This window comes from Sphingomonas fucosidasi, from assembly GCF_036663855.1.
Classification (GTDB): Bacteria; Pseudomonadota; Alphaproteobacteria; order Sphingomonadales; family Sphingomonadaceae; genus Sphingomonas; species Sphingomonas faeni_B.
Genome location: NZ_JAXOJR010000001.1, coordinates 330822 through 345027, shown reverse-complemented (window position 1 = coordinate 345027; position 14206 = coordinate 330822). Strand labels below are relative to the sequence as shown.

Below are 14206 nucleotides of genomic sequence, written 5' to 3'. Positions count from 1 at the left end.
ACGTGTGGCGCTGGCCGCACGTCCCGTTTTCCAAGGCGTTTGGTACGTAGTCCGGCACCAGCATCGTCGCCACGGGCGGATCGACTAGCCGGTCGCGGGACGGGGCGTTGCGAGGACTGCGGGGCGGCCTGCTTGGGATGCCTCTACATCCAAGCAGGCCGGACTCATTCGATCAAACCGCGCCGTGGCACTGCTTGTACTTGCGTCCCGACCCGCACGGGCATGGCGCGTTCCGGCTCACGACGCCCTCCCAGTTCGCTGGATCCTCGCCGATGTCGGCCTCCTGCGGCTGCGGGATCTGCAACGGCGGCATCGTCGACGTGATGTGGCCGCGCGTGCCGCCGTCGAAATCATTCGAGTTATCTTCCCCCGTGAACGGGTCGAAATGCGTCGTGATGAAGTCGGGCAATTCCGGCAAACCGACCGGCGCCTGCATCTGGAACTGCGCATGCGCGATCGTCTTGGTCACGTCCTCGCGGATCGTTTCGAGCATCCGCTGGAACAGCGAGAACGCCTCCTGCTTATACTCGTTGATGGGCGTTTTCTGCGCATAAGCCCGCAGATGGACGACCTGACGCAGCGCATCGAGCGTCGCCAGATGCTCCTTCCAGTGATGGTCGAGATTCTGCAGCAGGATCGACTTCTCGACCGAGGTCCACGTCTCGGTATCGAGATCGGCCGCCTTCGTCGCGATCGCCTCGTCCGCCAGCGCGCGGACGCGCTCCTCGATCACCTCGGGATCGACCGATTCCTCGAGCAGCCACGCGTCGATCGGCGGCTCAAGGTTCATCACCTCGGCCAGCCGCGTCTTCATCCCCGCCACGTCCCACTGCTCGGGATAGGAGTTGGGTGGGCATGCATCGCCGACGATCACGTTGACCGTCTCCGCGCGCATGTCGGTCACCACGTCGCCGACCGTATCGGCATCCATGATGTCCGCGCGCTGCTCGTAGATCACTTTCCGCTGCTCGTTCATCACGTCATCATATTCGACGACCTGCTTGCGGATGTCGTAGTTGCGCGCCTCGACCTTCTTCTGCGCGGTCTCGATCGCCTTCGACAACCACTTGCTGCCGATCGCCTCGCCGTCCTCGATGTTGTTGCGCATCATCTTGGCGAACAGCGTGTCAGGCCCGAAGATCCGCAGCAGATCGTCGTCGAGGCTGAGATAGAAGCGCGACAGGCCCGGATCGCCCTGGCGACCCGAGCGCCCGCGCAGCTGGTTGTCGATGCGCCGGCTCTCGTGACGCTCGGTGCCGAGCACGAACAGGCCGCCCGCGGCGAGCACCGCCTGCTTCTCCGCCTCGATCTCGATCGTGATGCGCGCCGCCGCCTCGTCATATTCGGGCGTGCCCTCGACCAGCTCGGGATGCTCGTCGAGCATGCGGAATTCGAGGTTGCCGCCGAGTTTGATGTCGGTGCCGCGGCCCGCCATGTTGGTCGCGATCGTCACCGCGGACTTGCGCCCGGCCTGCGCGACGATGTGCGCCTCCATCTCGTGGAAGCGCGCGTTCAGCACCTTGTGCTCGACCTGCTCGCCGACGAGGAACTCGCTCAGCATCTCGGACTTCTCGATCGACACCGTGCCGACCAGCACCGGCTGGCCCAGATCGGCGTGATGCTTGATCTTCTTGGCGATCGCCGCGAACTTGTCCTTGGTGTCCTTGTAGAACTCGTCTTCCTCGTCGACGCGCTTCACCTCGACGTTGGTCGGGATGCTGACGACGTTGATCTTGTAGATGTCGTAGAACTCGGCCGCCTCGGTCGCCGCGGTGCCGGTCATGCCGCCGATCTTCGGGTACATGCGGAAATAGTTCTGGAACGTGATCGAGGCCATCGTCTGGTTCTCGGGCTCGATCTGGACGCCCTCCTTGGCCTCGACCGCCTGGTGCAGGCCGTCCGACCAGCGCCGGCCGTCCATCATGCGACCGGTGAACTCGTCGATGATGATGACCTTGCCGTCCTTGACGATGTAGTCGATGTCCGACTTGAACATCACGATCGCGCGCAGCGCCTGGTTGAGGTGATGGACGACCTGCGTGTTCTCGAAGTCGTACAGGTTCTGCCCCTCGAGCAGCCCCGCCGCCTCGAGCATCCGCTCGACCTTCTCGGTGCCGTCCTCGGTGAGGATGATGGTCTTCTGCTTCTCGTCCTTGTCGTAGTCGATTGGCTCCAACTGCTTCACGACCGCGTCGACCTGCATGTACAGCTCGGACTTGTCGTCGGTCGGGCCGGAAATGATCAGCGGCGTGCGCGCCTCGTCGATCAAGACCGAATCGACCTCGTCGACGACCGCGAAGTTGAAGGCGCGCTGCGTCATCGCGCTGCGCTCGTACTTCATGTTGTCGCGCAAATAGTCGAAGCCGAACTCGTTGTTGGTGCCGTAGGTGATGTCGGCGGCATAGGCGGCGCGGCGTTCCTCGTCCGACAGGTTCGGGATGATGACGCCGATCGTCATGCCGAGGAAGGTGTAGACCTGCCCCATCCACTCCGCATCGCGTGCCGCGAGATAGTCGTTGACCGTGACGACGTGGACGCCATCACCTGGGAGCGCGTTGAGATAGGTCGCGAGCGTGGCGACGAGCGTCTTGCCCTCGCCGGTCCGCATCTCGGCGATCTCGCCGCGGTGGAGGACGATGCCGCCGACCATCTGCACGTCGTAATGGCGCTGGCCGAGCACGCGGTGCGCGGCCTCGCGGACGGTCGCGAATGCCTCGGGGAGCAGGTCGTCGAGCTTCTCGCCGTTCGCGAGACGCGCGCGGAACTTGACGGTCTGCGCGGAGAGCTCTTCGTCCGACATCGCCTGAAGCGACGGCTCGAACGAGGCGATCTTCGCGAGGATCGGGTTGAGCGACTTGACGTAGCGGTCGTTGGACGAACCGAACAAGGATTTGGCGAGGCCACCGAACATGGGCTGATTTCCTGAATTTATGACGCGGCGGCACGCTGAGGGCACGCACGCGGGGAGAGATAGGGCGGCCCGTAAGCCGAGGGGTCAGAAGCCCGACGCTATTCGCGCCGGCGGTCCGCCCAGATCGGAGCCTTGCTCAAGGCGATAACCCGCAACGCCGCGGAGACGGAAACGTCTTCCAACGACGCCAGAACGGCGGCCGGCCGTATCGCAACCTTGACCGGCGCTGCCGCCACCGACTGCGAGCAAACGCTGCCCTGCGCGACAGCCTGTGCCGACTGGCCACGCACGCCCGGCACCGCGCCGGTCAGCGCGGACAGGAGGGCGGAAAGGAGCAGCAGCAGGTTCATGCAGCACCGGCTGTATGCGAGCCGGCGCGATAAATCTACCGTTCGTCTCGTGGCAGCGCCCATCGGACGCGGGGGAGCTCGAAGCGCGAGACGATCGCTGCGCCCCGTGCATCGCGCGCCGGCCTGAAGCGACCGTGACGGACCGCCGCGCGGCATGTCCCGCGATCGAGCCTCTTGATACCGCTTCCGGCGAGGATCTCGCAGGCCTCGACGCGTCCATCGACGCCGACGAGTAGCGCGACCCGGACCGCACCCTCCTGCTCGGCGCGGATTGCTGCCGGGGGATAGTCATCGGGACCGAACCAGTCCGCATACCTGCCAATCGGGCTCGCAGGGGTTACGGCAACGGGAAGATCACGGGGGAGAATCGTCGGGTACGGAGATCGCCACGAGCGATAACCGTCCTTGGCGATGAGCAGGATGCAGGCGGCGAAGGCGAGGCTGCACGCCGCGATCAGCGCGAGGACGGTTATCATCACCGTCCGGCTGCTGCCGTCGAACCGGGCATCCAAGCGGCTGGAATAGGGTTCGCTTGCGTTCGCGTCCGTCATCGTCGAGCCCCCTCGCGCTATCTTGGACACCGGCGGACCGTCGATGGTCAAGCGCGATCGGCGATCTTGCCGCCTGGATTGCAGCGACTATGAAGGCGGGATGCAGACCTCGCCGCTCGCCTTGCCCTTCCCCGCCGCCCCTTCGATCGACGGAGTCGCGCTGCATGTCGCGCGCGCGGCGTACAAGAATTGGGATCGGTGCGACCTGACGTTCGTGACGCTGGAGCCGGGGACCGTGGTCGCCGGTGTGCTGACGCAGAGCAAATGTCCTTCGCCTGAGGTGGAATGGTGCCGCGCGGCGCTGACACTCGGGCAGGCTCGGGCGCTGGTCGTGAATGCAGGGAATTCCAATGCGTTTACGGGTTCGCGCGGGCGTGCGGCGGTCGAGGCGATCGCGGCGCGGACGGCGGCGCATCTGGGGTGCCAGCCTTCGGACGTTTTCGTCGCCTCGACCGGGGTGATCGGCGTGCCGCTGCCGATCGACAAGGCCGAAGCGGGCCTCGATGCGGCGTTCGCTGCCGAGCCGTGCGGCTGGGAGGATGCGGCGGCAACGATCATGACGACCGACACCTTCACCAAGGGCGCAGTGACGACCGCGGTGATCGGCGATCGCACGGTCACGCTGGTGGGGATCATCAAGGGCTCGGGAATGATCGCGCCGGACATGGCGACGATGCTCGGCTTCATCTTCACCGATGCCGCAGTCGAGGCCGAGTTCCTGCAGACCGCGCTATCGAAGGCGAACGTACCGAGCTTCTCGTGCATCACGGTCGACAGCGATACCTCGACGAGCGACACGGTGCTGGCGTTCGCGACTGGCAAGGCCGGCAATGCTACACTAGCGGACGACGACAGCGTGGGGGCGGATGCGTTCCGCGCAGCGTTGGCGGACCTGTGCCATCAACTCGCGATGCTCGTCGTCCGCGACGGCGAGGGCGCGCAGAAGCTGATCGAGATTCAGGTGACGGGCGCCGACAGCGATTGTAGCGCACACCGCATCGCCATGAGCATCGCCAACTCGCCGTTGGTGAAGACCGCGATCGCCGGCGAGGACGCGAACTGGGGGCGGGTCGTGATGGCGGTCGGCAAAGCCGGCGAACCCGCCGATCGCGACACGCTCTCGATCCGCTTTGGAAATACGCAGGTCGCCGAGGGCGGCTTGGCGCTGAGCGGTTACGACGAGGCGCCAGTAGCGGCGCATCTCAAGGGCCAGGAAATAGAAATCGGCGTCGATCTGGCGCTGGGCGAGGGCCGGGCCACCGTGTGGACCTGCGACCTGACGCACGGCTACATCTCGATCAACGCCGACTATCGGAGCTAACCCCCTATTGCCGTCACCCCAGCGAAAGCTGGGGTGTCCCGGTTGGTGAGCGGGGTGGCTCGAACCGGGAGATCCCAGCTTTCGCTGGGATGACGGAGGGGTGGGTGTTGGTTACGCCAGCTCGCCCTCGAGCCAGGCCTTCAGCCGGCCCTTGGGTTCCGCGCCGACCTTGGTGGCCGCGGGTGCGCCGCCCTTGAACAGGATCATCGTCGGGATGCCGCGGACGCCGTACTTGCCCGGCGCGTCGGGGTTCTCGTCGATGTTGAGCTTGGCGATCGTCACCTTCTCGCCGAGCTCCTCGGAGATTTCCTCCAGCGAGGGTCCGATCATCTTGCACGGACCGCACCATTCCGCCCAGAAATCGACGAGCACGGGGCCGTCCGCGTTGAGGACATCCGCATCGAAGCTGGCATCGGTGATCTGCTTGGTCGCCATCGTGAATTCTCCTTGGTTAAACGCCATCTAGGGTGGCGCGGTCGTCGGCTCAACCATCGGGGCGCTAGCTTTGCTCCGTCGCCCGATAGCGCGGCTTGTGCTCGGCGAGCAGTTCGGGCGGCAACGCGATCAGCCGCGGGCCGGCGGTGTAGAGCAATGCTGCCTCGACCGATCGTCCCGGAAAGATCACGCGCAGCGCCTCGACATAGGCCGCGAGTTGCTTGACGTGATAGTCCGGCACGTCGGCGAGGCCGTAGGGTGCCCGGCGCCCGGTCTTGAAATCGACCACGCGGATGCGGTCCGCCTCGATCAACAGGCGATCGACCGTGCCCGATACGACGATGCCGTTGGCGAGCGTCGCGGCGATCGGTGCCTCCGCCAGCGTGTCCGCGCCGAACAGGTCGGCAAAGCGCGGATCGTCGAGTACGCCGGCAACGCTGGCGACGATCTCCGATCGCGCGGCGGCATCGTCGACACCGCCCGCCTTGGCGAGCCAGCGATCCGCCGCCTGCGTGCGCTCGCTCGGCGCTATGGCGGGCAGGCGTTCGAACAACGCGTGGATCAGCCGCCCGCGTTCCGCCGCGAGCCGCATCGCCGGGCTTGGAGGCGGATCGGATACCGCATCCTCGCCGAGCGCGGAGGGCGACAGCGGCCGCGGCGGGCGCGCCTCGACCGGGGCCGGCTGGTGCGCCCAGTCGGGCAGTTGCGCGGTGTTGATCGCGGTCGCCTGGTGCGAGGTCTTGGCGACGATCGCGGGTTGCGCTTCGGTACCGTGAAAGGTTCTCGCGCCCTCCCCTTCGCCTACCCCCAACGCGAGCAATGCGCGGTCGGCTGCGGCATACCAGCTGTTGGTCGGCGGCACGCCCTGCGCGCGCATGCCCAGCGCGCCGGCAATCACGAGGCGTTCCTCGGCGCGTGTCGCGGCGACGTAGAACAGCCGCCAATGCTCCTCGAGTTCGCGCTGTTCGGCGGCTGACACGACCGCGTCCAACGGCCCGCCGCGTTCGGTCGAGCGCGGCCGGAACACCGGGATCGGCGCAGCGCCGGGTTCGGGCGCCCATTTCAGGATCGAACGCGGTGCCGCCGACGGATCGGCGGTCGCGTCGGCGAGGATCACCAGCGGCGCCTGCAAGCCCTTCGCGCCGTGCGCGGTCATCACCCGGACGGCATCGAGCGGCGCGGACGGATCGCGAACGATCTCGACATCGCCACGATCGAACCAGTCGAGGAAGCGCTGCAACGAGGGCGTCGTGGTACTCTCGAAGGTCAGCGCGGCGTTGAGCAGTTCCTCGATCGGATCGCGCGCCTCGGTCCCCAGCCGGCGGATGAGCTTGCGCCGGCCGTCGAGCGGGCCCGACAGCAGTTCCTCGAGAAACTGATACGGGGTGGCAATATCCGCCCGCGCCAGCATCGCCAGCAACGGGGCGAGCCGCGCAGGCGACTGCGTGCGTTGTAGGTGGCGCCACAACGGGCCGGCCTCGCGCGGTGCCGCCGCCATCAGCTCGTCCTGCGTCCAGCCGATCAACGGCGAGACGAGCAGCGCCGCGACGCTCAAATCGTCCTCCGGCTGCAACACGAAGCGGATCGTCGCGAGCAGATCCTGTACCGCGAGTGGTGCGTTCAGCCGCAGGCGATCGACGCCCGCCACCGGCACGCCCTCGGCATAGAGCCGCGCGACGATCAGCGAGGCGAGGTCGCCGCGCCGCTTGACGAGGATCATCACGTCCTCGGGCCGCAACCGCCGCCCCTTGCTCTCCAGCATCAAGCCGGTCTCGGGCGAGAGCCAGCCCTTCACCGCGCGCGCGATATCGCTGGCGAGCTTGCGCACCGCGTCGTCGACCCAGCCCTCCTCGTCGTCCTCTCTGCCGCCGGCTGAGACCGACGGCCACAGGGTCACGCTGCCGGGACCGGCGACTTCGCTCGCGTGACGCTCGACCTCGCCCGCGATGCCGAGACCCGGCTCGCCGATCGCATCGATCGCCGCGTCGACGAACTCCAGCACGGTTCGCGTCGATCGGAACGAGTGGCGGAGCGACAGTCGCGCCAAGGGCAGCCCGCGCTCTTCCTCGGGCCAGTCGTCGTCGCCCTCGGCTTCGCTCGCACGGCCGCCGAAATACTGTTCGGCGGCCTGGAAATTGAGCGGATCGGTGCCCTGAAACCCGAAGATCGCCTGCTTGTAATCGCCGACCGTGAACAGCGTTCGCGTCGACGGCGCATAGATGCCGCGGCCGACGAAGAACTCGTCCGCCAGCGCGCGGACGATCCGCCATTGGTGGCCGTTGGTGTCCTGCGCCTCGTCGATCAGCAAATGCTCGGTCGCCTGGTCGAGCTTGTAGCGCACCCATTCGCCGATCCCCGGCTGGTCGAGAAGCGCCACCGTCGTCGCGATCAGATCGTCGAAATCGACCGCCCCCGCGCGCCGCTTGGCCAGCGCATAGCCCCGCGCGTAATCACGGCCGACTTCCAGCCCGTCCGCCAGCAGGTCGCAGTAGGTCGCGCGCTGGACCATCGATAGGACGTCGGTGCACGCTTCGCCCAGATCGCGCGCGAGGATTTCGTAATCGGGCTCGGCATCGATCAGTTTCTTCGAGGCTTTGCGCTGCGTACCCGTGCCGGTCAGCACGACGCTGGCGAGGTCTGCCAATGTCGCCGCGCGATCCTCGGAGTCGAGCCAGCGCTGAACGGTCGCCGCTGCGGCCTGACCGGTGGCCGTCCCCCAGGCGCGATCGGCGGCAGCGATGCGCGCGATCGCATCGAGGTCGAGCGCGTCGCACCACTCGGCGATCGCCTCGTCGATGTCGCCGGAGGGAAGCCCGAGTTCGCGCCGTAGCCAAGGCTGGATGCCGACCGGGAGCGCCTCCAGCGCCGGCAGCGCGCGGGCACAGGCGAGCAGGAACGCCTCCGCCCCACCCTCGCCCATCCGCAGCGACAGGCGGCCGACGATCTCGACCGGGCGTTCGCGGCCATCGCGCTCGGCATCGGACAGCATCGTCGCCAGCGCCTCGCGTGCGAGCCCCGCCTCCTCGCGCGCCTCCAAGGGGCGGAACCCCGGCGTCAGGCCAGCCTCGACCGGGAACGCCGCCAGCAAGCCCTGACAAAATCCGTGGATCGTCTGGATGCGCAAGCCGCCGCCCGGGGCGTCGAGCACCTTGGCGAACAGCGTCCGCGCCCGGTCTTGCAACGCCTGCACCGGGCTCTCGCCGAGCGCGATCAGGTCTGCCGCGAGCGCCGGCGCGGGCATCCGCACCCAGGCCGCAAGGCGTCCGTTGATCCGCTGCGCCATCTCGGCCGCACCCGCCTTGGTGAAGGTCAAGCACAGGATCGCGCCGGGATCGACACCGCGCAACAGCAGCCGGAACACGCGGGCCGCCAGCACCTGCGTCTTGCCGGTGCCCGCCGACGCGGACAGCCACACGTGCGACGCCGGGTTGCTCGCATCGGCCTGCGCGCCCCTCAGCCGGGGCAGCGTGGCGAGCGCGTCACCGCTCACGGCCATACCATTCGTCGCGTCGCATCAGCTGGTCGTACTCGGCATAGGGTGCGTATTCGGGGACGAGCTTGGCCGTGAACGCGGCGCTGCCGGTGAGCCATTCGCCGACGACTTCGGTGAAATTGTGCGCGGCGATTGACGTGAACTCGACGGTCGGGATCTTGTCGCGCTTGCCCTCGGGATCGACCGGGCTTTCGATATAGCCGAACGCATCGCGCTTCTTGCCGAGCGACCAATATTCGAACGCGCCCGCGGTGCCACGCACGTCCTCGAACCCTCCGCGCTCGGCGATCAGGCCGAGCAGTCCGAGTTGCAGGCTGTAACCCGCGCGAACCGCGGTCGGCGAAGGTGGCTTGCCGGTCTTGTAGTCGATCACGGCGAGGCGCCCGTCGGGCATTTTGTCGATGCGGTCATAGCGGCCCGACAAGGTGACGCCGGCGATCTCGATCTTGCCCTTGCCCTCGGCGCTGGCGACCGTGCGGCCGTCCAGCCCTTGCGCCACGATCGCGCCGGCGATCCAGTCGATCGCCTCCAGCAGGCGCGGCTGCCACAGCGCGCGCATCATGGGATGCGTGCGCTCGTCGTCGAGCATCGCCTTCGCGCGTTGGCGGAGCGTGTCGACGGTGCAGTTGTCCTGCTTCCACCATTGCTCGAGGATGTCGTGCACCGCGGTACCGCGCCATGCCGCGCTGGGGTCGGCATCGACCGGGTCGAGCGGCATCAACCCGAGCACGCGGCGCGCGTAGAAGGCGTAAGGGTCGGCCTTGAGGCGATCGACTTCCGTGACGGAGATCACTTTCGGACGCAGCGAGGCGGGTGGTGAAGGCTCCGGTCGAACGGCGGGTTTATGCTCGCCCGGATCGTCCAGAGCACGCGTCCAGTATTCAAGAGACGAAGCCCGCTCGAACCGATCGCCTGCGAGCGCCTGCAAACGCAGCCACAACCGGGACGCCAGCGCGGGCGACTTCGCATCCCGCCGCGCCCGCGTGACGACCGCGCGCGGGGCTCCCAACGCCTGCGCAAAATCATGCGCTGCCGTGCCGACACGCCGCTCAAGACCCGGCAGGCCAAGCTCCATACGAATGCGCGGCGCCAGCCAGGGATCGGGCGCCGGCCGGCCCGGCCACACGCCTTCGTTGAGCCCGCCGAGCACCATGACGTCGGCGGTCTGCAACCGCGCCTCGATCAGGCCGTAGATCGCAAGCCGCGGATGCCCGCCCGGCGCCGGCCGCACCGCGACCTCGTCGAGCAACGTCCGCAGCAATTGCGGTAATTCGCGCGGATCGATCCTCGGCGGTCCGGCTGGCGCTTCGGCTTCCAGATCGGCGAGGAACTCCGCTGCGGCACGTCCTGCCAGACCCGACCAGAGATTGTCGCCGCACAGTGTCTGCGCCGTCTCGCGCAGGCAGGCGAGCACCGACGCCAACGGCTGCGGCCCCTGATCGAACGCGCCAGCCAGCGGCGTCAGCAACGGCTGAACGTCGGCCCACCATGTTGCAGCCGTCCCCTTGCGCTCCTCCAGATGCCCATCGATCCCGTCGAGCCCCGCCGCCGGTCGTGGTCCGCGCAACCGTCGGTCGAGCGCGCGCGCGCCGTCTAGCCACAGCAAGCGATCCTCGCCGGAGCGCACCAGCGGATGCTTAAGCAACGCCAGCAGCGCGAGCGGCGAGAAGCGCTGCGCCGCTGCCTCGGCCAGCGCGAGCAACAAAGTCCCCGGCGGCAGGATCGAAAGAGGCCGGCCCGCGCTGTCGTCGATCCCGATGCCCCAGCGTCCGAGATGCGCCGCCACTCGCCGCGCCAAAGCTCGATCCGGCGTAACGAGTGCGGCCGTGCGCTCGGGCACTTCCAGTGCCTCGCGAAGGACGAGCGCAATCGCCTGCGCTTCTTCCGCCGGGGTCGCGAGTTCGGCTGCGGTCACGCCCTTCAGGCGGCGATCCTCTGCGGCGATCTGCGTCCATTTGCCGGTGAAATCCGCGGGTGCCAGCGCGTTGGCAATCGCTCGGCCGCGGGCGGCATCGGCGTCGTGCCCGCCGCCTTCGCGCCACGTCTGGACCTCGCCGCGCGCGATTCCCATGCGCAGGAGCATCAGCTTGGCATCGAACTGCGGGTGCGTCTCGATCGAGCGCCGTGTGAGCCCGGTCACCGGGTGCGGATCATGCGGGCCGAGCGCGTCCCATTCCTCGTCCGGCAGCGCCAGGTCGAGCCCGGCGAACACCACCATGCCCTGCGGCATGTCGGCGATGCAGCGGAGCAGCCGCGCCACCGCGGGTGCGGAATCGGTCACGCCTGCCGCACAAACGATCCCGGCGGGCGGCGCATTCCGCCAGCGTTGGGCGAGCCGGTCGAGCAATGCCGAGCGTCGCGTCGCCGCATCGATCCGCTCCAGCCGCGCGAGTTCGCCCGGCCAGCGTTGCAGCACGATCTCGAACGTCGCCAGCGCACGCCGCCAATGCTCGGTGAGTTCGGGGCCGAGTTCGATCTCGCGCAACCTGGTCGGAGGCACCTCCTCGACCAGCAACTGGTCGAGCGTCCGCGCGAGTTCTCCCGCGAGCCGCACCGCCTCCGCCGCGTCGACCGGGTGGCCTTCGCGGGCGCGCTCCTCCGACACCAGCCGCGCCAGGATCATCCGCCGCTGATACGGTGGCACGGCGGGAAGCGGCGGATCGATATCGTCCGCCGGATCGAGCGCGGCGCCGACCGCCTCGCCCATCTCCGGGTCGCCCAGCGCCACGAGGCGCGGCAACACGAGCCCACCGCCGCTCGCGCGGACGAACGCCTCGGTGACCGCCTTCACCGCGCGGTTGTTCGGCAACACGACGAGCGCGCGGGCGAGCGCCAGCGGATCGCGTCCAGCCTGCCGCATCAGCCCGGCGACCAGCGCATCGGCAAACGCCCTGTGCGCGGGGATCGTGTAGAGCGTCGGACGACCCGCCGTGGCGAGATCAGCCATCCGCGAGGATCGCCTCGGTCCTGGGGATCGCGGCGGGCGTGCCGACGTCGAACCACAGCCCCTGGTGGACCTGGCCATAAGCGCGACCCGCCGCGATCGCGCGATCCCAGAAAATATTGGTCGAGAACGGCCCCTCCGGCCAGTCCGCGATCACGCGCGGATGCAGGATCTGGATGCCGGTATAGGCGAATGGCGCGAGCCGGCCGGACTTGCGCCGCCCGCTGATCCGGCCATCGGCGGCGAGGTAGAAATCGCCCGGCCCGCGGTGATTATGCGCACGCGCGAGCGGCACCATCAGCAGCAGGGCATCCATCTTGGCGTCGTCCCAGCGCGACGCGAGCAGCTTGATCGCATCGACCGGGCCGTCGATCCAGAGGTTGTCGCTGTTGACCACCAGCACCGGGGCGTCGCCGAGCAGATGCCGCGCCTGGACGAGCCCGCCGCCCGTCTCCATCAGCATTTTCCGCTCGTCCGAGATCACCACGTCGATCCCGTCGAACCGGTCGGTGACGTGCGCCTCAAGCGTGTCCGCCAGATAATGCACGTTGACGACCGCGCGCTTGATCCCGGCCGCCTGCAACCGCTCGAAGACGTGATCGATCAACGGCTTGCCCGCGACCTTCACCAGCGGCTTGGGGCGGGTCGCGGTCAGCGGCCGCATCCGCTTGCCGAGGCCGGCGGCCATCACCATCGCCGTTTCGGGGACGACGCCGCGGGGCACCGGACGGATCGTCTGCTGGCGGGTCAAGCGCTCAGGACCAGCGGATCGCCGCGCAATTCGGCCGGGACGTTCGCTTCGAACCACGCGGCGACCGGTGCCAACACAGGTTGCGCAAGATCGCGCCGAAGATAGGTCCAGACGCGCGGGCACATCGTCGGGTAATGCGGCTTGCCGTCCCGCTGCCACAGCCGCGTGAAGATGCCGAGGATCTTGGCATTCCGTTGCGCGCCGAGCACGTGGTACGCGTTCATGAAGGCCTCGTCCGCTTCGGTGGCGGCGCGATACCGGTCGAGCATCGCCGCCTCGACCGTCGGGTCGACCGTCCGCCGGGCGTCCTGCAACAGCGACACGAGATCATAGGCCGGATGGCCCGCCAGCGCGTCCTGGAAATCGAGCAGCCCGAGCGAGCGTTCCGGCCCGACCAGCATCAGATTCTCGGCATGATAATCGCGCAGCACGGTGACCGGCGTCTCGGCGATCGCATGATCGAACACCGCCTCCCATGCCGCATCCCAGCCCGCGAGATCGGGCTCGATCCCGACCGCCGGGCAATACCATTCCACGAACAACCCCGCCTCACGTTTCAGCACCGCGCGATCATAGGGCGGCACGGGCCCTGCCGGATGCCCGCGCAACCGCACGAGCAGGTCGATCGCCGGCGCATAGAGCGACAGTTCGTCGGCCGGTGCCGCATCGACCGTCTCGCGCAGACGGATATCGCCGAAATCCTCGATCAGCACGAGCCCCTGGTCGAGATCGCACGCGAGGATCGCCGGCGCCGCGAAGTCGCGCTCGACCAGCCATTCGGCGATGGCGATGAACGGTCGCGGGTCCTCGTGCGGCGGCGGTGCGTCCATGAGGATGGCCTGGCGCCCCCCCTCTTCGGCGCCGGCAATCGCCCGGAAATAACGCCTGAACGACGCATCGCCGGCGACCGGGAGGATCTGCGCGGCTCCCCAGCCATGAGCAGCGAGAAAAGCGGCGGCGCCGGGCGGCGGGGTCATGTCGGCCATCGCGACCTCCAAGCTTCCGGCACCTCGACTGTCAAGCCGCGCGTGCCGTCCGGCTCGATCGTCAGGCTCAAGCGAAGCGCATCCGGCCAGTGATCGGGGCCTGCGCGCTCGGGCCATTCGACGAGGAGGAGCGAATCATACCGGGCGTCGTCGAGCGCGAGTTCCTCGATCTCGCCGGGGTCCTCGATCCGGTAGAGGTCGACGTGCAGGACCGGGAAACGCACTTCGGGCGGCTCATAGGGCTGGACGATCGCGAAGCTCGGCGACGGCGCCTCGCCGGCGAGCCCGAGCGCCGCGAGAAGCCCGCGCGCGACGCTGGTCTTGCCCGCGCCGAGGGTGCCCTGGAGGGTGACGACGTCGCCGGGCTGAACGCGCTCGGCCAGCAGCGCCCCGAACGCCTCGGTAGCTTGCGGATCGAGGAGTCTCACCACCCTCCGCAACCCCGGACCTGTTCCGTGGTCCAC

At 68.2% G+C, this 14206-nt stretch carries 10 protein-coding genes; 1 reads left to right on the top strand and 9 read right to left on the bottom strand.

Annotation, left to right across the window (positions count from 1 at the left end; genetic code table 11):
• Positions 1 to 172: 172 nt before the first annotated feature.
• From secA to U1737_RS01610, 3 genes are all read right to left on the bottom strand, one after another.
• Entirely contained in the window at positions 173 to 2911 is a 2739-nt protein-coding gene (gene secA / locus U1737_RS01620; protein WP_332795340.1) for a preprotein translocase subunit SecA, read from the bottom strand.
• A 98-nt stretch (positions 2912 to 3009) separates the two neighbouring features.
• Entirely contained in the window at positions 3010 to 3261 is a 252-nt protein-coding gene (locus U1737_RS01615) for a hypothetical protein (RefSeq protein WP_332795339.1), read from the bottom strand.
• A gap of 35 nt (positions 3262 to 3296) precedes the next feature.
• Positions 3297 to 3812, bottom strand: coding sequence for an energy transducer TonB (locus U1737_RS01610; protein ID WP_332795338.1), 516 nt, complete (start codon positions 3810 to 3812; stop codon positions 3297 to 3299).
• A 100-nt stretch (positions 3813 to 3912) separates the two neighbouring features.
• Between U1737_RS01610 and argJ the strand changes: the two genes are divergently transcribed.
• Complete coding sequence (gene argJ / locus U1737_RS01605; RefSeq protein ID WP_332795337.1) at positions 3913 to 5133, top strand: bifunctional glutamate N-acetyltransferase/amino-acid acetyltransferase ArgJ; 1221 nt, start codon at positions 3913 to 3915, stop codon at positions 5131 to 5133.
• Between the two features lie 111 nt (positions 5134 to 5244).
• On the opposite strand, the gene trxA is transcribed toward argJ, so the two are convergent.
• From trxA to tsaE, 6 genes are all read right to left on the bottom strand, one after another.
• Positions 5245 to 5568 carry a thioredoxin TrxA gene (gene trxA / locus U1737_RS01600; protein WP_055877560.1) on the bottom strand — a complete coding sequence of 108 codons (324 nt, stop codon included), beginning with the start codon at positions 5566 to 5568 and terminating at the stop codon, positions 5245 to 5247.
• A gap of 64 nt (positions 5569 to 5632) precedes the next feature.
• Positions 5633 to 9064: a double-strand break repair helicase AddA gene (gene addA / locus U1737_RS01595; protein WP_332795336.1), complete on the bottom strand. Its 3432-nt coding sequence runs from the start codon at positions 9062 to 9064 to the stop codon at positions 5633 to 5635.
• Positions 9048 to 12008 (bottom strand): double-strand break repair protein AddB, encoded by a 2961-nt coding sequence (gene addB / locus U1737_RS01590; RefSeq protein ID WP_332795335.1) that lies wholly within the window; start codon positions 12006 to 12008, stop codon positions 9048 to 9050. Before addB ends, addA begins: the two co-directional genes overlap by 17 nt.
• Positions 12001 to 12756, bottom strand: a complete 756-nt coding sequence (locus U1737_RS01585) for a nucleotidyltransferase family protein (protein WP_248520928.1) — start codon at positions 12754 to 12756, stop codon at positions 12001 to 12003. Before U1737_RS01585 ends, addB begins: the two co-directional genes overlap by 8 nt.
• Complete coding sequence (locus U1737_RS01580) at positions 12753 to 13733, bottom strand: aminoglycoside phosphotransferase family protein (RefSeq protein ID WP_332795628.1); 981 nt, start codon at positions 13731 to 13733, stop codon at positions 12753 to 12755. Before U1737_RS01580 ends, U1737_RS01585 begins: the two co-directional genes overlap by 4 nt.
• Positions 13730 to 14170 carry a tRNA (adenosine(37)-N6)-threonylcarbamoyltransferase complex ATPase subunit type 1 TsaE gene (tsaE, locus tag U1737_RS01575; protein ID WP_332795334.1) on the bottom strand — a complete coding sequence of 147 codons (441 nt, stop codon included), beginning with the start codon at positions 14168 to 14170 and terminating at the stop codon, positions 13730 to 13732. Before tsaE ends, U1737_RS01580 begins: the two co-directional genes overlap by 4 nt.
• Positions 14171 to 14206: the final 36 nt, after the last annotated feature.

Coding starts and splice junctions, on each gene's coding strand:
- addB (WP_332795335.1), bottom strand. CDS start 12,008: ATGGCTGATCTCGCCACGGCGGGTCGTCCGACGCTCTACACGATCCCC.
- secA (WP_332795340.1), bottom strand. CDS start 2,911: ATGTTCGGTGGCCTCGCCAAATCCTTGTTCGGTTCGTCCAACGACCGC.
- argJ (WP_332795337.1), top strand. CDS start 3,913: ATGCAGACCTCGCCGCTCGCCTTGCCCTTCCCCGCCGCCCCTTCGATC.
- U1737_RS01580 (WP_332795628.1), bottom strand. CDS start 13,733: ATGACCCCGCCGCCCGGCGCCGCCGCTTTTCTCGCTGCTCATGGCTGG.
- U1737_RS01610 (WP_332795338.1), bottom strand. CDS start 3,812: ATGACGGACGCGAACGCAAGCGAACCCTATTCCAGCCGCTTGGATGCC.
- addA (WP_332795336.1), bottom strand. CDS start 9,064: ATGGCCGTGAGCGGTGACGCGCTCGCCACGCTGCCCCGGCTGAGGGGC.
- U1737_RS01615 (WP_332795339.1), bottom strand. CDS start 3,261: ATGAACCTGCTGCTGCTCCTTTCCGCCCTCCTGTCCGCGCTGACCGGC.
- trxA (WP_055877560.1), bottom strand. CDS start 5,568: ATGGCGACCAAGCAGATCACCGATGCCAGCTTCGATGCGGATGTCCTC.